Consider the following 22,535-nt stretch of genomic DNA (forward strand, 5'->3'; position numbering starts at 1 on the left):
GGAGCGTGACCGACGCTGGCGCGCCGCCGCCCCGATGCAACAGCACGGCCTCTTCGGTTGTAGCGGCCCGCCGGGAAACCGCTCGATTTCCTACCCGACCGGTCACCTGTTCGGGACCGGACGTCCGCCCGAACGGTGCACGGCCGCCTCAGACGTCGCCGCTCGGCACCGGTGCGTTGCGGTGGGCCATCGCGGCGCCGACCGCGGCCAGCGCGGCGCGCAGCGTGACCGGGGCGAGCACCTCGACCTCCGCGCCCAGCCCGGTGAGCTGGGAGAGCGCCACCTCCTCGCTTTCCACGGCCAGCTCCAGCTCCCGCCATCCCGCGGTGTCCGGCCGACCGGCGGCGGCGATCGCCTCCAGCGCGGCGGCCGTGCCGGTGAGGTGGGGCAGCAGCCGCAGGCCGAGCGGGCCCAGCCGCAGGCGCACCCGGTCCCGCAGGATGGACCGGTCGAACTCGGTGGACGCCCGCGCCCACCACGCGGCCAGGTCGAAGTTCTCCGGCCGGGTGAAGCGCTCGTCGCGGGCGGCCGCGGCGGAGATCCGGGACACACGAAAGGTGCGCACGGCCGACCCGTCCGGCTGCACCGCGCCGGCCACCACGTACCACACCCCGGCCTTCAGCACGAGGCCGAGCGGTTCCAGCAGCCGCGTCACCTCACCGCCGCCGCGCCGGTACCGCACGTCCAGCCGCCGCTGCTGCCACACCGCGTCGGCCACGGTCGCCAGGTGCGGCAGGTCCTCGGGGCGGTGAAACCAGCCGGGCGCGTCCAGGTGGAACCGCTCCCGGATGCGCACCGCCCAGCCGCGCAGCTCCGGCGGCAGGGTGGCCAGCACCTTCGCCTGCGCGGCCGCCAGCACCGTGCCCAACCCCAACTCGGCCAACGCCTCCGGCGCACCGCCCAGGAACAGCGCGGCAGCTTCCTGGCCGGTCAACCCGTCCAACCGGGTCCGCCAACCCTCGACCAACCGGAACCCGCCCGAGGGTCCCGGCTCCGCCCACAGCGGCACGCCAGCCGCCTGCAACGCCGCCACGTCCCGGTAGATGGTGCGCTCCGACACCTCCAGCGCCGCGGCCAACTCCGCGGCGGTGGTACGGCGCCGCTGCTGGAGGGTCAGCAGCAGCGCCACCAGTCGTCCCGCCCGCACCCGCGTCACGCTAGCCGCAATCCCTGACCGGAACTGTCAGGGACAGGCGTCGACACTGGCCGCATGTCTTCCTGGAGCGACTTCCACACCGCGGCACCCGAACTGGCCACGGCCGTGCACCACCGGTTCGCCGCCACCGGCCTGGCGTTTCGGGCCACCCTCCGCCGTGACGGTTTCCCCCAGATCAGCGGCATCGAGGTCGAGTTCCTCGGCGGCGAGGTGTGGCTGGGCATGATGCCCGGCTCCCGCAAGGCCGCGGACCTGGCCCGCGACCCCCGGCTCGCGTTGCACGCGGCCACGGCGGATCCGAAGGTCAGCGATGTCCGGGCGGGCACCAGGCTGATCACCGTTGCCGCGGCCAGGAAACCGAACACGACCATGTGGTTCACGGTGACCACTCTCGCCGTGTCGGCCGCGCCCGGCTAACCGTTTTCCGCCGGCCGAACCGGTTCGTCCAGCGCCCGGCCCCGGGTCTCCCGCCCGAACAGGTAGCCCACCCCGGCCAGCAGGAGCAGCCCGGCGAGGATGAGGAAGGTGGGGGTGACCGCCGCCTGGGTCAACCGGGGAGTGACGTAGTTGCCGCCGCCGGAGACCAGCCCGAGCAGCAACGGGCCGACGATCTTGCCGAGGCTGCCGAACCCGTAGCACAGCCCCAGCCCGCCGGCACGGGAGCCGGTCCGGAACATCTCCGCGGTGTAGGTGTTGATCACGCCGAACACGCCGTCGAGGAAGAAGTACGCCACCGCGAACCCGAGCAGGAACACCGACACTGGGCCCAGGAACGCGCCCGTGCGCACCGCGGTCGCGGCGACCAGGCCGGCGCCGGCGAAGCCGCACAGCGACACCACCGCCCGCCGGCCCAGCACCTCGGCCAGCCGGCTCCACGCCAGCCGCCCGGCCACCGACACCAGGCCCAGCCAGGCGAACAGTGCCGCCGCGCTCGCCGGGCTGACCCCAAGCACCTGGGACAGCAGCGTCGGCCCCCAGGACTGCACCGAACTGGCCGCGGTGAGGAAGCAGAACGTGCCCACCCCGGCCACGGCCAGTGCCCGAGGATGCCGCAGCAGGGCTCGCCACCCGACCGGCGACCGGGTCAGCCAGCCGTCCGGCAACCGCACCCGCGCCACCGGCACCTGCAGCGCCCACGCCAGGGAGCGGCGCGCTTCCTCGGCCCGGCCCCGCTGCGCCAGCCACCGCGGCGACTCGGGAATCACCGGGCCGATCAGCAGCGCGGGCAGCGCCGGCGCCAGACCGATCAGCAGCAGGCCCCGCCAGCCGATCACGGGTCCCAGCCACGCGGACAGCACCGCGCCCAGCAGCAGACCGACCGGGATGAACACCACCGTCAGCCCGGTCACCACAGCCCGCCGCCGGGCCGGCACGAACTCCTGCACCAGCGGAATGTTGACCACCGGCAGTCCGCCCACGCCGAATCCGACCACCACCCGCAGCGCCGCCAGCAGCGCCCAGGCCCGCTCCGGAACGGCCGCCATCGCGCCGGTGGCCAGCGAGAACGTGAGCATGGTGACCACCACGCACGCCCGGCGACCGATCCGGTCCGCGACATGCCCCCACACCGCGGCGCCCAGCACCACACCGATACCGCTGGCGAGCAGCACCACGCTGGTCTGCCCGAAGGTCAGCCGCCACGGCGTGACGATGAGGGTGACCACGAACCCGATGACGAAGTAGTCGTAGAACTCGATCGTGTTGCCCACCAGCGCGGCTGCCACCAGTAGTCGCTGGTTGCGGGTGAGCCGGTCCTCGCCGTGCGCGGCCAGCGCGTCGCTTGACCGAAGGACCGCCCTTGTCACGGCAGCCTCCGCGGCGGCGCCTGGTCCACCTCGGCCACCCAGGCCGCGACCTGCGCCCGCGAAGCGAACCCGAGCTTGCTGAGAATGTGCTCGACGTGGGCCTCCGCGGTCCGCCGCGCCACCACCAGCAGTTCCGCGATCTGCCGGTTGCTGCGCCCCTGCGCGATCAGCCGGGCCACCTGCCACTCCCGCTCGGTCAACGGCACGCCCGACCCGCCGGGGGCGGCCGGTTCGCCACCCGCCTCGACACGGTCCGGGAGTTCACCCAGCGCCTCCCGCACGCCGTTCTCCTCGCTAAGCTCGCCGCCCCGGCGGAACGCGGCGACGAACGCCGGCTCGCCGAGTTCCTCGCGGACGGCCGCGTCGCACGCCGCGTGCCCACCGCGGAGGTGGCCGAGCCGGGACAGCGCCACGCCGAGCGACCGCCACAGCGAGGCGGCCGCGCCGAGCAACGACGCGGCCCGCTCCGGGATGCCCTCGGCGGCGGCGATCCAGGCCAGCGTCTCCACGCACTGCGCCACGCCCCACCGGTTGTCGCAGTCCACGTGCAGCCGCAGCGCCTCCCGCACCAGCGAACCCGCCCGGTCGGTCGCCCCCAGCCGCTGCTGTTCCAGGCCCAGCGCCCACAACGCGGCCGCGTGACACGGCGAGGCCCCGGTGGCCTCGGCCCGCCGCAGGCACTCCGCGCCGTAGCGGGCGGCCCGCTCGCCGTCGCCAAGCACCGACGCCGCCTGGGTGAGCTGGTACAGCGCGAACCACTCGCCGTTGCCGTCCGCCGCGGCCCGCAACCGTCGCAGCGCATCCTCCAGCAGCGTCAACGACCGCCGGAACTCGCCGTGGAGGAGGGCGTCGACGCCGCGGATCTGCACCACCCGCGCCGCCGCCGTGGCATCGCCCACCCGGCGGGCCGCGGTGTCCGCCTCGTCCAGCAGCCGCACCGCCGCCTCGTCGTCGCCCTGCAACACCGCCAGCCACGCGGCCACCCACAGCGCCTTCGCCCGCGCCGGGCTCGACCGGGCCGCGAGCGCCAGGCCGCGTTCCAGCCAGCGGCGGCCCTCGCCCAGCGACACCCAGTTCAGCCGGTGGCTCCACAGCGCGGCCGCCATCGCCAGCCCGGTGTCCGCCTCACCCGGTTCGCTCAGGCAGAACTCCAGGGCCGCCCGCAGGTTGGGCAGCGCGCCCCGGATCGGGTCCGCGCCGCGCGGCGGGGCGGCGGCGAGCATCTCCGCCTCCGCGCGGGCGCACAGCCGCTGGAAGTGGTCGCGGTGCCGGCGGCGCACCGCGTCCTCCTCGCCCGCGTCGACCAACCGGCCCCGGCCGTACTGGCGGATGGTCTCCAGCAGCCGGAACCAGGCGCGGCCGTCGCAGTCCTCGCGCACCACGATCGACTTCTCCACCAGCCCGGACACCAGCGGGAACACCTCGTCGTCGGGGATGCCCGGGCCCGAGCAGACCTGCTCGGCGTCCTCCAGGGAGAACCCGCCGGCGAACACCGACAGCCGCGCCCACAGCGTGCGCTCCGGCGGCGAGCACAGCTCGAAGCTCCAGTCCATGGTGGCCCGCAGGGTCTGCTGCCTCGGCAGCTGGGTACCGCCCAGGGCCAGCACCCGGAACCGGTCGTCCAGCCGCCGGGTGATCTGCTCCACCGACAGCGCCCGTATCCGCACCGCGGCCAGTTCGATGGCCAGGGGCAGCCCGTCCAGCCGCTGGCAGAGCACCGTCACGTCCCGGCAGTTGCCCTCGTCGAGCCCGAAGCCCGGTACCGCGGCGGCGGCCCGCCGCTCGAACAGTTCCACCGCCTCGTACTGGCGCAGCTCGTCGGTGGGCAGCGCCTGGCGCGGCACCGTCAACGGCGGCACGGCCAGCACATGCTCGCCGGCGATGTCCAACGGTGCCCGGCTCGTCGCCAGCACCCGCAGTCCCGGCGACTCCGCCAGCAGGGTGGACACCAGCGCCGCGCACCCGTCCACCAGGTGCTCGCAGTTGTCCATCACGAGCAGCATCCGCCGGTCGGCCAGGTACTCGCGCAACCACTGCTCGGGCGGCTGCGTGGAGCGGTCCACCATGCCCACCGCGGTGGCCACCGCCCGGCACAGCAGGCCCGGGTCCGCGACGGCGGAGAGGTCGACCAGCCACACCCCGTCCGGGAACGCGCGCCGCACCTCGTCGGCCACCCGCAGCGCCAGCCGGGTCTTACCCACCCCGCCCACGCCGGTCAACGTGACCAGCCGGGACCTCGACAGCAGCCGCCGCGCCTGCGTGGTCTGCTGCCGGCGACCCACGAAGCTGGTCAGATCGGCGGGCAGGTTGCCGCGCCGTTGGGCGGTTGCCACAGTCATCGCGCTCGTCCGAGGTGGGTTCGCCGCCCGGCGCCGCATCGACAACAGAACATCGACAAGAGAACGAGGTGTACCGGAACCCGGCGCGGGCGTCACCCACTGCGGTCACCGCCAGTATCCGGGGCGCCGCCCACCCCGCAACCCGGGCGCCGGGAGTGGGCGCGGTGCCGAGGCCCGGTCATCCTCCGGCGCCCAGGCCGGCGAGGACCAGCCAGCACACCGCGTCGAAGGACGCGTCGATGCCCGGCCGCGACCACTCGGCCGCGTGCACCGGGTCGTGGAAGCGGGCGGTCGCGTCGAACACCGCCCGCGCCGCCACCGCGGCATCCGCCACGGTGAACTCACCGGCCGCCGCCCCGTCGGCGACGATCCGGGCCACCTGGTCGACCAGGCCCTGGATGTGCTCGGCGATCACCGTGCTGGTCTCCGCGACCAGCACCGAGTACGTCGCGAACAGCTCCGGATCGTCCAGCGCCTTGCGCCGCTTGGCCGCGAACAACGCGGCCAACCACCGGCGCAGCCGCTCCGGGGCCGGACCGGGCTCCGCGGCGATCTCGGCGAGCCCGATATGTGCCCGGAACAGCCACCGCTGGGTGACGGCCTCCCGCAACGCGGCCTTGGAGGGGAAGTGGCGGTAGACACTGCCGTGGCTGACGCCCAGCGCCCTGGCCACGTCCACCACAGTCGCCTTCGCTGGCCCGTACCGGCGCAGCACGTCCTCGGTGGCCTGCAGAATCCGCTCCGCGGTCAGCGGACCCTCGGCCGTCCCGCCGGCGTTCACCGCTCGCTGTCGAGCTGGGCCATCTGCGGCTCCGGGTAGCGGTCGCCGGCGGCCGCCCCGGCGGGTACCGCGTCCTGGATGCGCGCCAGGTCCTCGGCGGTGAGTTCCAGGTTCGCCGCGCCGAGCGCCTCGGCCAGTTGCTCGCGGCGGCGGGCGCCGATCAGCGGCACGATGTCCTCGCCCTGGTGGGCCACCCACGCGATGGCCAGCTGTGTCACCGTCACGCCCCTGGCCTCGGCGACCTGCCGCAACGCCTGCACCAGCCGCAGGTTGTGCACCAGGTTGTCGCCCTGGAAGCGGGGGAAGTGGGCGCGGAAGTCGCCGCGCGCCGCCGCGTCCTCGCCCGACCAGCGCCCGGACAGCAGGCCGCGGCTGAGCACGCCGTACGCGGTCACCGCGATGCCCAACTCCCGGCAGGCCGGCAGGATGTCGTCCTCGATCTCGCGGGTCAGCAGCGAGTACTCGATCTGCAGGTCGACGATCGGGTGCACGGCGTGCGCCCGCCGGATCGTCTCCGCACCCACCTCGGAGAGCCCGATGTGCCGCACGTATCCGGCCTGCACCAGCTCGGCGATCGCGCCAATGGTGTCCTCGATCGGCACCGCCGGGTCCAGCCGGGCCGGCCGGTAGACGTCCACGTGGTCGGTGCCCAGGCGGCGCAACGTGTAGGCGAGGGAGTTCCGCACGGCGGCCGGCCGGCAGTCGTTGCCCCACCAGCCGCCGTCCGGGTCGCGCAGCGCGCCGAACTTGACGCTGATCGTCACCTGGTCGCGGTCGCGGTCCCGGAGCGCCTCGCGGATCAGCATCTCGTTGTGGCCGGAGCCGTAGAAGTCGCCGGTGTCCAGCAGGGTCACGCCGGCGTCCAGCGCGGCGTGGATGGTGGCGATGCTCTCCGCCTCGTCGGCCGGCCCGTACATCCGCGACATGCTCATGCAGCCGAGGCCCAGGGCGGACACCCCCGGCCCGGTGGCTCCGAGCCGGCGCGAGGGGATCGACGTGGATCCCTGGTTCGACATGCCACCAGTGTCATGGATTGGCTGACAGATTTCAATACCTGTCACTACAGCCGTCGTCCTCGGTGACGTGTCCGCCGGGTTCTCCACCACGGCCGGGCGTCACCGGCCGCGGTAGGAGGTGCCGGCCGGGTCGGGGTGCTCGGCCAGGTACTGCTCGAACGTCCGCCTGCCGACCGCATGGTCGGGCGCCAGGTGCCCGCCCCGCCGGTAGGCGCGGAAGGTTCGCCCCGGCAGCCGCACCGGCACCACCGGCCGGCGCCGGCCGGTCGCCGCCAGGTACGCCCGCGCCAATTCGACGGCGTCCCGAACCTCGGGCCCGCCCATGTCCGGCACCCGGCCGGCCGGTTCACCGGCGGCCAACTCGACCAGCCTGGCGGCCACCTCGCCGGCGTCCACCGGCTGGAAGGGCAGGTCCGGCACGGGCATCACGGGCAGCCTGGCCGCCATCGCGAACAGCACCCGGAGCAGGTCGTGGAACTGGGTCGCGCGCAACACGGTGGACGGCACCCCGCAGCCGTCGAGGATCCCCTCGGCGGCGAGCTTGCCCCGGTAGTAGGCCAGCGGAACGCGGTCCACGCCGACGATCGAGACGTACACCAGGTGCGCACAGCCCGCGCCTCGCGCCGCGTCCACCAGCGTCCGCATGGCCCGGATCTCCTTCGGTCCGCTGGCCGAGGTCGCGCAGTGCACCACCACGCCCACACCCCGCAGCGCGGCGTCCACGCCGGCACCGGTCAGGAGGTCCGCGGTGGCCCAACCGCGTCCGGGCGGCTGCTCCGCCGGCGCCGCGCCCCGGCTCATCACCCGCACCTCGTGCCCGCCGCCGAGCAGCCGGTCGACCACGACGCGGCCCAGCGCTCCGGTACCCCCGGTCACCAGAATCGGTTGGTCCACGGTTCCTCTCTCGGCCGCGAGTCCGCGCGCCCACGATCCCGGGAATGCTGAGGGCCGGGAAACGTGACGGCGTGGCGCGCCGCCAGGCTACGCCGGCGGCAGTATCGGACCAGGCGGCCGGGGGAGCGCAGGCCACCCCCTGACATAGGTACGACCGAACTAGTACCTTCGGCGGCGAAGTCCATCGCACCAGGGGAGTGGCCATGCTCTGGGTTTTCGACATCAACGAGACACTGCTCGACCTCGCGGCGCTGGACGCCGTATTCGCCGAGCACGTCGGCACCGCGACCGCCCGCACCGAATGGTTCGACCTGATGATCCGCGACGCCCTGGTCGTCGCCGCCACCGGCGACTACCGCGACTTCGCCAAGCTCGGCGCGGCATGCGCCGCCGCCGTGGCCGACGCCCACGGGCACACGTTCACCGACACGGCCGCGGCAGCCCTCGCCGACACGATGCGCTCGCTGCCGGCACACCCAGACGTGCCCGAAGGGCTGGCAACCCTCCGCGAACGCGGACACCGGCTGGTAGCACTGGGCAACTCGCCCGAGGCGGTGGTCCGCGCCCAACTCGAGAACGCCGGCCTGACCCCGCTGCTGGACGGCAGCTACTCCGCCGAACAGGCCGGGGCGCTCAAACCGGCCGCCGCGCCGTACCGCATGGTGCTCTCCGCGGAACGGACCGAACCCGACCAGGCCGTGATGGTGGCCGCGCACGACTGGGACATCGCCGGCGCCCACGCGGTGGGCATGCGCACCGTCTTCGTCACCCGCGACGGCCGCCGGCCACTGCCGGCGTGGCCCGACCCCGACCTGACCGTCACCGCGCTCACCGACACCGGCGACGCCGACCTGACCGCCGGCGGTCCACGGCCCGCGCACCGGGGCTGAGCAGCCCATCCGCGAGCGTGGCGAGGCGCCCCGGTGGCGGGTGGCGCCCGCCCCGTCCTACCGTGAGGTGTGGCCCCACGGCGCCCGTCCCACCCGACGGACGGACTCCCCGCCCCACCCGCCACCGCCGGCCGGGGCGGCCCGCCTCATGCTCTTCCCAGGCCGCGTGACCGGTCGACCCGCGCCGGCCCCACCCGAGCCGCGGAGTAACCAGCGACATGTCCACCGGCCATGGTGTTCCCGCCCTGATGACGAGCTTCATCGGCCGTCACCGCGAACTCCGGCAGGCCCGCCGCCTGCTCCGCACCGCCCGCCTGGTCACCCTCACCGGCCCCGGCGGAGTCGGCAAGACCCGGCTGGCGATGCGGCTGGCCACCCAGCCCGGCCGCCAGTTCGACGACGGCGTGCGCACCCGCGACCTCGCCTCGGTCACCACCCGACAGCACCTCGAACGCGCCCTCATCGAGGCCGTGGGCATCTACGACCAGCCCGGCCGCCCGGCCCGCGACGTCCTCATCGAGCACGTCATCGACCGAGACCTCCTACTCGTCCTGGACAACTGCGACGGCATCGCCGAGGAACTCGGCGAGCTGCTGGAGGAGTTGCTGCGCGCCGCACCCCACCTCGTCGTGCTGGCCACCAGCCGCAGGAGGCTGGAATGCACCGGCGAGCACGTCCTGGTGGTCCCGCCGCTGACCGTGCCCGATCCGACCATCCCACTGGCACGCCTCGCGGCGTCACGCCGCGAGGCGGTCACCCTCTTCGTCGAGCGCGCCCGCGCGGTCCAACCCCGCTTCCGGCTGACCGCCGGCAACCGCGCCGCCGTGGCGGAACTGTGCGCCCGGCTCGACGGCCTGCCACTGGCGATCGAGCTGGCCGCGGCGCGGGTGGCGACCCTGCCGGTGCAGCAGATCCTGGCCTCCCTGCCACGACACCGATTCGACCTGCTCGCCGGCGGCGCCACCGACTACCACGCCACCCTGCAGGGCGTCCTCGAGTTCAGCTACCGGCTGTGCTCCCCAGCGGAACGGCTGCTCTGGTGCCGGCTGTCGGTGTTCGTCGGCAGCTTCGACCTGGACGCCGCCGAACACGTCTGCACGGGGCCCGGGCTGGCACGCGACGAAATCCTGGAGGTACTCACCGGGCTGATCAACCAGTCGGTCGTGTCCACCTCCCGCGACCCGCGCAGCGACCGCATGCGGTACTACCTCCTCGAGAGCCTGCGCGACTTCGGCGCCGCACACCTGCCCGACCACCGCGAGAGCCTCACGGCGCTGCGCCGGCGGCACCGCGACTACTACACCCGCCTCGTGTCCGAGGCCCGCGCCTCCTGGTGCGGACCGCAGGAGGTGCGGTGGATGCGCCACCTCCAGGACGACCGCGGCAACCTGCAGGCCGCCATCGACGACGCCCTGCGCGCCGGCCACGCCGGCACCGCGCTGCACATGGCCACCGATCTCGCCCGCACCCGCGTCTGCTTCTTCGAGGGCAGCTGGCGGGAGACCCTCGGCATGCTCGGCGACGTCATCGACGCGAACCCCCGCCCGAGCCCGCTGCGAGACCAGGCAGTGGCCCTGCATGCGTGGATCGCCCTCTGCCAGGGCCACCCCGGACCGGCCAGGACACGGCTGAGCCGGTACCGGACCCTGGCCCGCCATCCGCGCGCCCACGGCCTGGCCGTGGCCGACGCCGCCTTCGTCGCCGGCGTCTACGCCCTGCTCGCCGAGGGCGACACCGACGCCATCACGCTGCTCGGCCGGGCACGCGACGAGTACGCCCACGCCGGCGAGAACGGCTGGGAGCACATGGCGCTGCTCTTCGGCGCCTTCGCCGCCGCCTTCTTCGGCGACGAGCCCCTCGCCAGGCAGGCCACGGACGAATGCCGCCGGCACGCCGAGCTACGCCAGACCTCCTGGGGCCGGTGGTGGGCGCTGCTGCCCGCCGGGATCACCGAGTTGCGCTGGGCCGCGGACCCCCGGGTAGCCGCCCGCCTGTTCGAGTCCGCGTTGACCGCACTGGCCGCCGAGGGGGACCAGTGGGGCAGCCTGTGGGCCGCGCTGACCGTCGCCTGGGCCTACGCCCAGACCGGCAACTACAAGATCGCCGGCGACCTGCTCTGCGGCACCCACAACGCGCAGGAAGCCACCGGAGTGGTCATGGAGGGCCTGGGACCGTTCGCCGAGACCACCGCACGCACCGTGGACATCGTGGTCGACGGGCTGCGCCAGCGCCGCGCCGACCCCGGTGACATCGACCTCGCCGACCGCCTCGCCCGCCTCCGGCACGGCACCAACCTGCGCCCGCCGCACGCGCGCATGCCCGCACTGCCCGGCGCCCGCCGGGCGGACCGGCCCGCCACGCGGGGACGGTTAATGCCGCACGCGACGACTCCCGGTCGGCTCCGCGCCAGGCAGGCCACGACCGCCGGAACCGCACGGCCATCGCCGGGGCCACACCGCACCGGCGGTCCCGTGTCCGGCCCAGGCCACCGCGCGGCTCACCGGAGCACCTCCTCCCGCCGGCGGCGCCGTCCCTCCTCCCGCTCCCGCCGCACCGACCGCAAGTAGCGCGCGACGTCAACATGGATCGAATCCCGGACAGCGGTCCCGTACCGGCGCGCCGCCCCGGCCAGGTAGCCATCGATCTCCCTCCACATCTCCGGCTCCGGCGGCAGTGCGGCCACGCCCTCGATGAGGTCGGCCACCCACTCGGCCTGCGCCTCGACCACCCGGGTGATCGCCCCCACCGGCCGGATGAGCCCCACCACATACACACCCGGGTACCGGGGCGGTACCACCCTCCGGTACAGCGCGAGGCGCCCGTCCGCGCCGACCACGCAGTCTCCGGGAAGGAACGGGAACGAGAAGTCGTAGCCGGTGCAGTAAATGACCGTGTCGAAATCCTCGCGGCTGCCGTCGACGAACTCCGCCTCGCTGCCGCGGAATCGTTCGATCATCGGTTTGACGCTGATCGCGCCGTGCGTGATCCGGGAGAGCAGGTCATCGGAGATGGTGATCGGCGCGGAAAAGATCCGGTGGTTGGGCCGGGGGAGACCGTATGACGTGATCGAACCACGGATGAGCCACAGGAGGCATTCGACGAACCGGCGCTGAACCCGGAACGGCAGCCACGACCACCACCGCGACGCGGCGATCTCGTCGATCGGAATCCCCATCAACTGCTTCGGCACGACATGCGCGCCATGCCGGATCGCCAGCACGGTCCGGTCGGCGACGTGGGACGTCTCCACCGCGATGTCGCAGGCCGAGTTCCCGAATCCCAGAACCAGAACGCGATGTCCGGCCAGATCACGCGGGTCAACGTATTCGATCGAATGGAGTTGTCGCCCGGGGAACGACGCGGCGCCCGGGATCGCCGGTAACTGGGGCGTATGGTGATAGCCTGCGGCAACAATGACCTGCCGGAAACGCCGGCGGCGATCAGTACCCGTGGCACGGTCCCGTGTGATCACATTCCAGGACCGGTCGGGCGCCGGTTCGATCGCGATCACATCGGTGTTGAGTTCGAGATCGTCACGGATGCCGATGTGATCGGCGAACCCTTCCAGGTACGCGGCAACCTGCCGGAGATCAGGATAACGCGGGTAGCTGTCCGGCATCGGGAACCCAGTGTACCCTGTCACCGCTCGCGAAGTGTTCAAATGCAGCCCTCGATAGCTCGGAGAGGAGATCGACTCGCCGCCGTCCGAGTAACGCCAAATACCTCCCACGCCTGCCGCCGACTCCACGCAGGTGAAGGCCACGTCACGACGTCTTAAGGCGCTGGCCGCGGCGAGGCCGGAGAATCCGGCGCCCACGATACAAACATCACGATCAGCAGAAAGATCCCCAACCTGTTCACGTTGTGAGGCGATCAATTCGGACATCGTGTCACCACCTTCCAGTCATATGTCGGGGGAGGCTGGCCGCGTGTGACGCTCTCGAAGCCCACCACCGCCAGCGGTGATGAGATCGACACGGAGGGAAGTTCGCATTGGGCACCACACTCGACAAGATCCGTCCGGCCATCAGATTCGGCGTCTTCCGGGTCGCCGACCAGTCCTACACCGATTTTCTGCTGCGGCAGTGGGCGGCGGCCTGCCGCGGCTTAGGAGTGGCCGGCCCCGACGTCGAGCGGGTCGCCGTCGACATCCGGGACGTGCTGTCCCCGTGGGGATCGCGGCCCATCGGCACGACCGCCGGTCCCGCCCCGTCGTTTGTGTCCGCGGACGGCTTTCCCGCGGAAATGTCACTGAGCTGGCGAGGGATCAACCCCGAAATTCGGCTGCTGTGGGAGTCACTGGGCTCTGAACCAACCGCGCGGAGCAACCAAGAGGCCGGCCAGGCGCTGACCCGCCGCCTCGCCGACAAACCCGGGGTGTCCATCAGCCGTTACCTCCGCGTTGAAGATCTTTTCGTGACACCGAATCCGGCCACCTACCGGCCGACGGTGTGGCACGCTCTCGCGTGGCGGCCAGGAAACCACCCCCAACGCCTCGAATACAAGGTTTACCTCAACCCCCAGGTGCACGGCGTCGAGCACGCGCCGGAAGTGATCGGCGAAGCCATGCGAAGACTCGATCTTTCGGTCCCGTGGCGATCGGTCGGCCGCCGCGTTCGCGAACTCGCCGAACGCGGACACGAAATCGAATTCTTCGCGTTAGATCTGGCCGACGCCACCAGCAAGCCGCGCGTCAAGGTCTACTTCCGGCATGACGAGATGCCCGCGGCGGAACTGGACACGGTGGCCGCGCTGGCACGGCGGCACGACAGCGGCCGCGCCGAACGCGCCCGCCGCATCGTCTACGGCGACACCCGCACGATCACCAACGAACCCATGACCTGCCTCGCGTTCCGGCACGGCACCCCGGCACCCGAGGAGGCCAACCTGTACCTCCGCCTGCCGGACAACACGCGCAGCGACGCCGAGGCCCGGGACCGGGTCACCCGGCTCATGCGTGTCGAAGGCATCGATCCGGGCCCGTACCAGCGGTGTCTCGACCTGCTGGCACCGGCACCGCTGGCGAACACCACCGGCCTGCAGGAACTCCTCAGCTACCGCACGATCGACCGTGGTCCCGCCGACCTCGGGCTGTACTTACGGTTCAGCACCTACGACCACGAGGCCACGGTTGGGGAGGCCCGCGGTGACGACGTGACAGAGCAGCACCATCGGTGACCGCGGACGGCTCCAGTTAACATAATGTCCATTATCGGCGTTAGAGCCGAAGCTGGTGAGACCGCTTGTCTGACGGTGTTCGCGAGCGCCTCGGTCAGGTGCCGACGTAGGCCGCGAGGTGCTCGCCGGTGAGGGTGCAGCGGGCGGCGACGAGGTCGGCGGGTGTGCCTTCGAAGACCACCCGGCCGCCGTCGTGGCCGGCGCCGGGACCGAGGTCGATGATCCAGTCGGCGTGCGCCATGACCGCCTGGTGGTGCTCGATGACGATGACCGACTTGCCGGAGTCGACGAGCCGGTCGAGCAGACCGAGCAACTGCGCCACGTCGGCGAGGTGGAGGCCGGTGGTCGGCTCGTCGAGGACGTAGACGCCGCCCTTCTCGGCCATGTACGTGGCCAACTTGAGCCGCTGCCGCTCACCGCCGGACAGCGTGGTGAGCGGCTGGCCGAGGATGAGGTAGCCGAGCCCGACGTCGGCGAGCCGGTCGAGGATGGCGTGCGCGGCCGGCGTGCGCGCCTCGCCGGCGCCGAAGAACTCCGCGGCCTCGGTCACCGACATGGCGAGCACCTCGCTGATGTCGCGGCCGCCGAGGTGATATTCCAGCACCGACGCCTGGAACCGCTTGCCCTCGCACTCCTCGCAGGTGGTGGCGACGCCGGCCATCATCGCCAGGTCGGTGTAGACGACGCCGGCGCCGTTGCAGGTGGGGCAGGCACCCTCGGAGTTGGCGCTGAACAGCGCCGGTTTCACACCGTTGGCCTTCGCGAAAGCCTTGCGGATCGGGTCGAGCAGCCCGGTGTACGTCGCCGGATTGCTCCGTCGCGAGCCGCGGATGGCGCCCTGGTCGACCGACACCACGCCGGCGCCGGCGGGGACCGACCCGCGCACCAGCGAGCTCTTCCCCGACCCGGCGACACCCGTGACGACGCACAGGACGCCCAGCGGGATGTCGACGTCGACGTCCTGGAGGTTGTGGATGTTGGCGCCGCGGATCGGAAGCCGCCCGGTGGGCGTCCGCACGGTCTCCTTGAGCGCGGCCCGGTCGTCGAGATGGCGGCCGGTGATGGTGCCGCTGGCCCGCAGCCCCTCGACAGTGCCCTCGAAGCAGACCGAGCCGCCCGCCGTACCAGCGCCCGGCCCGAGGTCGACGACGTGGTCGGCGATCGCGATCGTCTCCGGCTCGTGCTCCACGACGAGCACCGTGTTGCCCTTGTCCCGCAGCCGCAGCAGCAGGTCGTTCATCCGCTGGATGTCATGGGGATGCAGGCCCGTGGTGGGCTCGTCGAAGACGTAGGTGACGTCGGTGAGCGAGGAGCCGAGGTGGCCGATCATCTTGACGCGCTGCGCCTCGCCGCCGGACAGCGTGCCCGACGGCCGGTCCAGCGAGAGGTAGCCCAGCCCGATCTCCACGAACGACTCGACGGTATGCCGCAGCGCGCCGACCAGCGGCGCCACTGACGGCTCGTCGAGGCCGCGAACCCATTCGGCCAGGTCGCTGATCTGCATCGCGCAGGCGTCAGCAATGTTGATCCCCTTGATCTTCGACGACCGGGCCGCCTCGGACAGCCGGGTGCCGCCGCACTCCGGACAGGCGGTGAAGGTGACAGCCCGGTCGACGAACTCCCGGATGTGCGGCTGCATCGCCTCGCGGTCCTTGGCGAGCATCGACTTCCTGAGCCTCGGGATCAGCCCCTCGTAGGTCATGTTGATGCCCGCGATCTTCATCCTGGTCGGCTCGCGGTGGAGGAGGTCGTGCAGCTCCTTCTTGGTGTACTCGCGGATCGGCTTGTTCGGGTCGAAGAAGCCGGACTCGATGTAGAGCCGATAGTTCCAGCCGCCCGCCTTGTAGCCGGGGATCGTGAGTGCGCCCTCGGCGAGCGACTTCGAGTCGTCGTAGAGCTGGGTGAGGTCGAGATCGGTGACCGTGCCCCGGCCTTCGCAGCGCGGACACATGCCGCCGGCACGGGTGAAGGTCACCTTCTCGGCCTTGCGGTCACCGCGCTCGACCGTGATCGCACCGCTCGCCCGAACCGAGGGGACGTTGAACGAGAACGCGTTGGGCGGGCCGATGTGCGGCCGCCCCAGCCGGCTGAAGAGGATGCGCAGCATCGCGTTGGCGTCGGTGGCGGTGCCGACCGTGGAGCGGGGATCCGCACCCATCCGCTGCTGGTCAACGATGATCGCGGTCGTCAGCCCTTCGAGCACGTCGACCTCGGGCCGCGCCAGCGTTGGCATGAAGCCCTGCACGAAGGCGCTGTACGTCTCGTTGATCAGCCGCTGCGACTCCGCGGCGATCGTGCCGAACACCAGCGAGCTCTTGCCCGATCCGGAGACGCCGGTGAACACCGTCAGCCGGCGCTTCGGGATCTCGACGCTGACGTCCTTGAGGTTGTTCTCGCGCGCGCCATGCACGCGGATCACATCGTGACTGTCGGCGACGTGCGGTGCAGGCGACTGCGTGTCCGTCCTGGTGGCCATGCTCATCGTGCCTCCATCCGTTGGGCGGGGCCGGCCTTCGCGGGTCTCCGCCGGCGTCGCCTCGCTCGATCTGACCGGCTTCTCAGGCGGGTGCAGGGGTTCGGCACTCACCGATCCTGGAGCAGTCCGAGGACGTTGCCATCGGGGTCGGTGACGGTGGCCACCAGACGGCCGCCACCGACGTCGTGCGCGGGCTCCTTCACGGTGGCACCCGCGGCGGTCACCTCGGCGAGCTTCGCCTCGATGTCCGGCACATGCCAGTAGGCCACCGGTGAGGTCATGCCCTGCGGCCCACCGCCCGGCACCAGCCCGATGTGCTGACCCGCGGCCTCGAAGCCGACGTAGTAGGACTCGTCGGCCTGCGGCGGTACGCCGAGCAGCGCGGCGTACACCGCCTTGGCCGTCGCCAGGTCGGACACGGGATGCAGCACGGTCTTGATTCCCTGGGTGGAAGCGCCGGTCATGATCGCTCCTGATGTCGTGGTGGTGATATCCATGGCGGTCACGCTAGCGGCGGCTCGGTGACCGGCGCTTCTCGATTCCTGCTCGGTCTGGGCACCTGCTTCGCCACGCACGACGGCCGGGGGCGGGCCCCGTCCCACTGCCATTTTTCGTCACGGTGACGTTTTGTGGGTGGGAGGACGCGGCGCTCGCGATCACCGCGAGCCGAACCGCGGAGACTTGAGCAGATGTCGATCATGATGCGGTGGCGTTCGCGGAGCCCGCCGCTGAGCGGTCCACGCGTGCGACATGACGGATGCGGAACTCGACCGGCGGCCGGGACGACGTTGGCCGCCGTCGTCGGGACCGAGCGAGCGATCCCCGCTGCCGACCGCCGAGCACCCGGCCAGCACCATGTTTCATGGATAATTTTCATTATCCAGCAAATATCGGTTTCCAGCCGACATCAGCGGCGCTCCGCCCCCACCGCGCGGCCGGGTGCTCACCACGTGGACCGCCGGCGGCCACGTCCCCGCTGTCCGCCGCCGCCGTCGGCCTCGCCAGGTGCGGATCGCCGCGCACCACACCTGTCCCCTCCCCCCGGCGTACCGACCACTGGGCACCGATGGTGCCGATGACGGGCGGGTGACGAGAACGGTCGTATAGGTGGTGCGTTGGCGCCCGGCAGCCAGGCCGTCCCGATACGTGCGGAGGCATCACATGACTCGCCGCCTGGCCGTTGTTCTGGTTCACGGTGTGGAAATCAACGACAAGCACTTCGGCGACACCGCCATCGCTCGGCTCAAGCACACGTTCCAGCGCGCCACGGGGGTGGACGCCGACGACGCCCTGGTCGTCGAGCCGGCCTTCTGGGCTCCGGTGATACAGCCGTACGAGGACAACCTGTTCCGCCGGGTCCTCGGCTCCCCCGACGGCGGGTACTTCCGGTGGCTGAACAGCCAGGGCACCCGGGCGGACCGGGGCTCCGCCACGGCCGTGCTCCTCGCCGCCGCCAGCGGACTCCTGCGCTGGGTGCCCGGCGCCGCCAAACTCGACTTCCCCACCCTGCGATGGCTGACCGTCCAGTACATCGGCGACGCGATCGCCTATCAGATCACCAGCGGCGATCGCACCATCTACGACCAGGTGCACCTCGTCCTCGCCCGCACGCTGCGTGAGCTTGCCAGAAGGGCCGGTGCGGACGCGCCCCTGTGCGTGCTGGCGCACAGCCTGGGCAGCGTCATCGCGACCAACTACCTGTACGACCTGCAGGTCGAAGCCGGCCGCAAGGATGGCCGCAAGGATGTGCGGCGAATAAGCGACCGGGTGCGGAAGACCAGCCAGAAAACGCCCCTGGAACGCGGAGAGACGCTCAGTTTCCTGTACACCCTGGGCAGCCCGATCGCGCTGTGGGCGCTGCGCTACCGGAACTTCGGCAGGCCCGTGCACGTGCCCCCGCCGCAACTCGCGGACCATCATCCCGAGCTTCGCGGACGATCGGAGTGGATAAACTTCTACCACAAGGACGACCTGGTCTCCTCCCCGCTCAAACCGTTGAACGACGAATACGCCGAGCACGTCAGCGAGGACCGCGAGGTTTCCGTCGGGCCGCCCTGGTTGTCGTGGACCCCGTTGTCCCATCCATGGTACTGGAACGACCGGCGAGTCATCGATCCCGTGGGTAAGACGCTCGCCAACGCGTGGCGGACACTCAATCATCACTGACCGGGGAAAGCGAATGTTGCGGCGGTACGATGCCATTGTTGTCGGCACCGGTTTCGGGGGCGCGGTTTCCGCCTGTCGACTCGCCCAGGCGGGCCTTCGCGTCGGCGTTCTGGAACGCGGCAGACGCTACCCCATGGGAACGTTCCCGCGGAACTGGGAGAACCCGTTCGACGGCTGGTTGTGGCGGCACGACCAAGGATTGTTCGACGTCCGGGAGTTCGGCCGGGAGATGACGGTGGTGCAGAGCGCCGCCTACGGGGGCGGATCGCATGTCTACGCCAACGTACAGCTGCGCATGCCACCCGAATCGTTCCGTCGGGGTTGGCCGGGCGGCTACACCCGGGAAGCCCTCGACCCCTACTACGACCTCGTCGCCTACATGCTGGACATCACCCCCGTCTCCGCCGACCAGCCCTATGGCCTGCCGCCCAAGACCCGACTCATGCGGGAGGTGGCTTCCCGGCTTGGCCGCTCCGACCAGTTCTGCTACCCCAACCTGGCGGTCAACTTCGGCGATCCGACCACGGCACGGCCCAACAAGTTCGGCGTGAAGCAGTACGGGTGCCGGCACTGCGGCGAATGCGATATCGGATGCAACATCCAGGCCAAGAACACCCTCGACCTCAACTATCTGGCCGTGGCCGAGCAGCACGGCGCCGACGTCGGCACACGCTGCGAGGTCACCACCATCACCCCGGTCCGAGATGGATACCGGGTCGACTACCGCGACCACGCCTCGGGAACCCGCCGCGACGTGCGGGCGCGCGCGGTTTTCCTCTGCGCGGGCGCGGTCAACTCCACCGAACTGCTGTTGCGCTGCCGCGACCAGTACCGCACCCTGCCGGCGCTGTCGGAGCGGCTGGGATGCGACTATTCCGCGAACGGGGATTTCCTCGGGTTCGCCTTCCATGCCGACGAATCGTTCGATCCGTGGGTCGGGCCGACGATCACGACCGGGATCGTCTACGACCGTTCCTCCGGTGCCGACCGGCACTGGTTCATCTTCGAGGAGGGCGGTTTCCCTCGCCAGATCGCGGCGCTGCTGCAGGTGCTCAGCCCCGAGCACCGGCGCAGGCAGGGGCCGCTGCGCCATCCCGAGCAGGTCACCGGTCTGGTCCGCCGCGGCGCCCGGGACCGCGTGCGCGCGCCGGGCGACGTCGGTCACGACACCGCCGTCTTCCTCGCCATGGGGCGGGACAAGGCCAACGGCAGGATGGCGCTGCATCCCCACACCCACGAGTTGTGCATCGACTGGGACCTAGCCGGCAACGAGGCGCTCTACGATGTCGAGGAGCGGCTCTGCGCGGACATCGCGGACACCCTCGGCGCGGCCATGGCCGACAACCCGCTGTGGCAGTACCTCCGTGTCCCGGTGGCCGTGCACAACCTCGGTGGCTGCGTGATGGCCGATGATCCGGGCCGGGGCGTCACGGACGGCAACGGCGAGGTGTACGGCTACCCGGGCCTGTACGTGCTCGACGGCGCCTGCCTACCGGCCGCCACGGGCGTCAACCCGTCGCACACGATCGCCGCGGTGGCGGAGCGCAACATCGAGACCGCGATCGCCGGTATGACCGGCCGGCGGCACCGTGCGCCCGAGTGGAAGCACGTCCACCGGGTGACCGACCCGCTGTCCACGCTGGTGATCCCGGAGAAGGGCACCAGGCCGCCGCGCACCTCGCCGATCGGCCTGGCCTTCACCCAGCCGATGCGCGGCTACCTCCAGACCGACGGCGATGCCCCAGCCGGCGACGGCACCGGGCGGCGTCGCCTCGCCGTGTCCGCCACGCTCACGGTCGCGGCCCCGTTCCTTGACGAGTTCCTGGAGAACCGGGGCCATCCCATGACCGCCGTGGGCACCGTGCGCGCGGAAACGCTCACCACGGCCGAGGGCGCACCGGTGCGCCACGGCGTGGTGAACCTGCTGGCCGACACCGGCGACCCGGGGGTGCGCCGCACGCTGTACACGCTGCCGTTCCTGGGGATGGACGGTCGGCCGTACCTGATGGAGGGATGCCTGGATCTGCGCGCAGACCGGCCGCTGTCGGTCGGGCCGGCCACCAGCCCGCTGCGGGTCCAGGTCCGCGCGGGGCATTCCGGAAAGGGCCCCGTGGTGGCAACCGGCGAGCTGCATATCCCGGTCGACCAGATCCCCCGGCAACTGGCCAGCGTGCGGATCACGGGCACGACCAGCCCGCTGCGCTGGGCGGAGAGCCTGGCCCGGTTCGGCCAGGTGTATGCCGAGGCGTTCTGGGATGCCTTCGTCAACCCGCGCCTGCCCTGGAGGAACCGATGACCAGCGCCAGAAAACGGAGGAAACGCTCACTGATTCTCGCCGGCGGCGGCCTGAAGGTTGCCTTTCAGGCCGGTGTGCTGCAGGTCTGGCTGGACGAGTGCGGAGTCACCTTCGACCATGTGGACGGCGCCAGCGGCGGATGCCTGAACATGGCGATGCTGTGCCAGGGTATGAGCGGCACGCGGATCGCGGACAACTGGCGCGACACGTCGGCGCTGGCCATGGCCACCCCCAATCTGCGGGAGTACCCGAAGCTGTTCTATGCCGAGTCGCTGTTCACGCTGGACGGCTTCCGCCGGAACGTGTTGCCGCGCTGGGGCCTGGACTGGAAAACCATCCGCGCCTCCCGGCTGGCCGCGACGTTCAACGTCTACAACGTGACCCGGCAGGAACTGGAGGTGGTGACGCCGCGGCGGATGTCCGAGGACTACCTCATCGCGTGTGTCTCGCTGCCCATGTGGTTCCCGCCGGTCCGCACCAACGGCAACACCTACATCGACGCCGTCTATGTCACCGATGCCAACGTCGAGGAGGCCATTCGTCGCGGTGCGGACGAGATCTGGGCGATCTGGACGGTGAGCGAGCGCGGCGAATGGCACACCGGGTTCGTCGCGGACTACTTCCAGATCATCGAGTCCTCCGCGAACGGCCACTTCAAGCGCATCGCGCGGCGTATCGAGCAGAGCAACGCCGCGATCGCCGCCGGCCGGGACGGCGAGTTCGGTCGGCGCATCGACCTGAAGGTGCTCCGCGCCGAGGTGCCCATCAACTACCTGACCAACATCGGATCCGACCGGTTGCACGAGGTCGTCAACCGTGGGGTCGAGGCGGCTCGCCGGTGGTGCGCGGAGCGCGGCATCCGCACCGCGGTGCCCGCGGCGCGGCCGGCCCGGTCCGGGTCGGCCGCGCTGCGGTTCGGTGAGGAGATGACCGGCTCGGTCGCGCTCGTCGACGGTCGGCGGCGCCGCGGCGCCGATGCCGGGGCGGAGGAGCCGCTGGCTGTCCGCCTCACCATCGACACCGAGGACATCGACCGGTTCGTCACCGACCCCCATCACCATGCCCGGGTCTCCGGCGAGGTGGTCTGCCCGGCGCTCGGCGGGTCGCTGCCCATCGACGACGGCGCGTTCAACCTGCTGGTGGACGACGGCGATCCCACCCGCAAGGAGATGCGGTACCGGCTGCATTTCCATGACGGCGAGGGCCGCCCGCTCACGCTGGCCGGGGTGAAGACCGTCCGCGGCGAGAGCCTGCGGCACCTCTGGCGGGAGACCACCACCCTGCACACCAGTGTGGTGCGGGGGCACCGGGAAGCCGGTACCGACGGTGTGGTGGCCACGGGTGTTCTGCGGCTTCACCCGCTGGCGTTCGCGCGCGAGCTCGCGACGTTCCGCACCACGGGTTCCTCGGTGCGGGACCACGCGGAGGCGGTGGTCCGCTTCGGCACCCTGTTCGTCGGGAAATTGTGGGACGTGTATGCGCGCGGGTTGCTCAGCTACGGCCCGTTCTGACGCGGTGTCATCGAGTCGCGCGCTGAC

The 22,535-nt window shown here is 71.6% G+C and carries 16 protein-coding genes; 7 read left to right on the forward strand and 9 right to left on the reverse strand.

The window, feature by feature from the left end:
- Positions 1-148: 148 nt before the first annotated feature.
- Positions 149-1,147 (reverse strand): helix-turn-helix transcriptional regulator, encoded by a 999-nt coding sequence (locus tag FFT21_RS00780; protein WP_137811745.1) that lies wholly within the window; start codon positions 1,145-1,147, stop codon positions 149-151.
- A gap of 63 nt (positions 1,148-1,210) precedes the next feature.
- Here FFT21_RS00780 and FFT21_RS00785 point away from each other — a divergent pair, with 63 nt between their 5' ends.
- Positions 1,211-1,573, forward strand: coding sequence for a pyridoxamine 5'-phosphate oxidase family protein (locus FFT21_RS00785; protein WP_137811746.1), 363 nt, complete (start codon positions 1,211-1,213; stop codon positions 1,571-1,573).
- Here the strand turns inward: FFT21_RS00785 and FFT21_RS00790 are convergent.
- From FFT21_RS00790 to FFT21_RS00810, 5 genes are all read right to left on the reverse strand, one after another.
- On the reverse strand, positions 1,570-2,961 hold the full coding sequence (locus FFT21_RS00790; protein WP_192909322.1) for an MFS transporter: 1,392 nt from the start codon (positions 2,959-2,961) through the stop codon (positions 1,570-1,572). The two genes, FFT21_RS00785 and FFT21_RS00790, sit on opposite strands and share 4 nt — an antisense overlap.
- Positions 2,958-5,300, reverse strand: coding sequence for an ATP-binding protein (locus FFT21_RS00795; RefSeq protein WP_192909323.1), 2,343 nt, complete (start codon positions 5,298-5,300; stop codon positions 2,958-2,960). Before FFT21_RS00795 ends, FFT21_RS00790 begins: the two co-directional genes overlap by 4 nt.
- A gap of 178 nt (positions 5,301-5,478) precedes the next feature.
- Positions 5,479-6,081 (reverse strand): TetR/AcrR family transcriptional regulator, encoded by a 603-nt coding sequence (locus FFT21_RS00800; RefSeq protein ID WP_137811749.1) that lies wholly within the window; start codon positions 6,079-6,081, stop codon positions 5,479-5,481.
- Positions 6,078-7,097, reverse strand: coding sequence for an aldo/keto reductase (locus FFT21_RS00805; RefSeq protein ID WP_137811750.1), 1,020 nt, complete (start codon positions 7,095-7,097; stop codon positions 6,078-6,080). Before FFT21_RS00805 ends, FFT21_RS00800 begins: the two co-directional genes overlap by 4 nt.
- Before the next feature lie 99 nt (positions 7,098-7,196).
- Entirely contained in the window at positions 7,197-7,991 is a 795-nt protein-coding gene (locus FFT21_RS00810; RefSeq protein ID WP_137811751.1) for an SDR family oxidoreductase, read from the reverse strand.
- Between the two features lie 203 nt (positions 7,992-8,194).
- Here FFT21_RS00810 and FFT21_RS00815 point away from each other — a divergent pair, with 203 nt between their 5' ends.
- Together FFT21_RS00815 and FFT21_RS00820 are read left to right on the forward strand one after the other, a co-directional pair.
- On the forward strand, positions 8,195-8,881 hold the full coding sequence (locus FFT21_RS00815) for a haloacid dehalogenase type II (protein WP_137811752.1): 687 nt from the start codon (positions 8,195-8,197) through the stop codon (positions 8,879-8,881).
- Positions 8,882-9,129: 248 nt separating this feature from the next.
- Complete coding sequence (locus tag FFT21_RS00820; protein WP_137811753.1) at positions 9,130-11,448, forward strand: ATP-binding protein; 2,319 nt, start codon at positions 9,130-9,132, stop codon at positions 11,446-11,448.
- Here the strand turns inward: FFT21_RS00820 and FFT21_RS00825 are convergent.
- Positions 11,379-12,767, reverse strand: a complete 1,389-nt coding sequence (locus tag FFT21_RS00825; RefSeq protein ID WP_137811754.1) for a flavin-containing monooxygenase — start codon at positions 12,765-12,767, stop codon at positions 11,379-11,381. The two genes, FFT21_RS00820 and FFT21_RS00825, sit on opposite strands and share 70 nt — an antisense overlap.
- Before the next feature lie 227 nt (positions 12,768-12,994).
- Here FFT21_RS00825 and FFT21_RS00830 point away from each other — a divergent pair, with 227 nt between their 5' ends.
- Positions 12,995-14,059 carry a tryptophan dimethylallyltransferase family protein gene (locus tag FFT21_RS00830; RefSeq protein ID WP_137811961.1) on the forward strand — a complete coding sequence of 355 codons (1,065 nt, stop codon included), beginning with the start codon at positions 12,995-12,997 and terminating at the stop codon, positions 14,057-14,059.
- Between the two features lie 94 nt (positions 14,060-14,153).
- Here the strand turns inward: FFT21_RS00830 and FFT21_RS00835 are convergent, their stop codons facing one another.
- The gene (locus FFT21_RS00835; protein ID WP_137811755.1) at positions 14,154-16,541 is read right to left on the reverse strand and encodes an ATP-binding cassette domain-containing protein; all 2,388 of its coding nucleotides are present in this window, start codon (positions 16,539-16,541) and stop codon (positions 14,154-14,156) included.
- Between the two features lie 101 nt (positions 16,542-16,642).
- Positions 16,643-16,999 carry a VOC family protein gene (locus FFT21_RS00840; RefSeq protein ID WP_137811756.1) on the reverse strand — a complete coding sequence of 119 codons (357 nt, stop codon included), beginning with the start codon at positions 16,997-16,999 and terminating at the stop codon, positions 16,643-16,645.
- Positions 17,000-17,732: 733 nt separating this feature from the next.
- On the opposite strand from FFT21_RS00840, the gene FFT21_RS00850 reads away from it, so the two are divergent.
- The 3 genes from FFT21_RS00850 to FFT21_RS00860 are packed head-to-tail and all read left to right on the forward strand — an operon-like array spanning position 17,733 to position 22,508.
- Positions 17,733-18,701: a hypothetical protein gene (locus FFT21_RS00850; RefSeq protein WP_137811757.1), complete on the forward strand. Its 969-nt coding sequence runs from the start codon at positions 17,733-17,735 to the stop codon at positions 18,699-18,701.
- Between the two features lie 13 nt (positions 18,702-18,714).
- Entirely contained in the window at positions 18,715-20,997 is a 2,283-nt protein-coding gene (locus FFT21_RS00855; RefSeq protein ID WP_137811758.1) for a GMC oxidoreductase, read from the forward strand.
- Positions 20,994-22,508 carry a patatin-like phospholipase family protein gene (locus FFT21_RS00860; protein WP_137811759.1) on the forward strand — a complete coding sequence of 505 codons (1,515 nt, stop codon included), beginning with the start codon at positions 20,994-20,996 and terminating at the stop codon, positions 22,506-22,508. Before FFT21_RS00855 ends, FFT21_RS00860 begins: the two co-directional genes overlap by 4 nt.
- Positions 22,509-22,535: the final 27 nt, after the last annotated feature.

This window comes from Gandjariella thermophila, assembly GCF_005405885.1.
In the GTDB taxonomy this organism is placed as follows: domain Bacteria; phylum Actinomycetota; class Actinomycetes; order Mycobacteriales; family Pseudonocardiaceae; genus Gandjariella; species Gandjariella thermophila.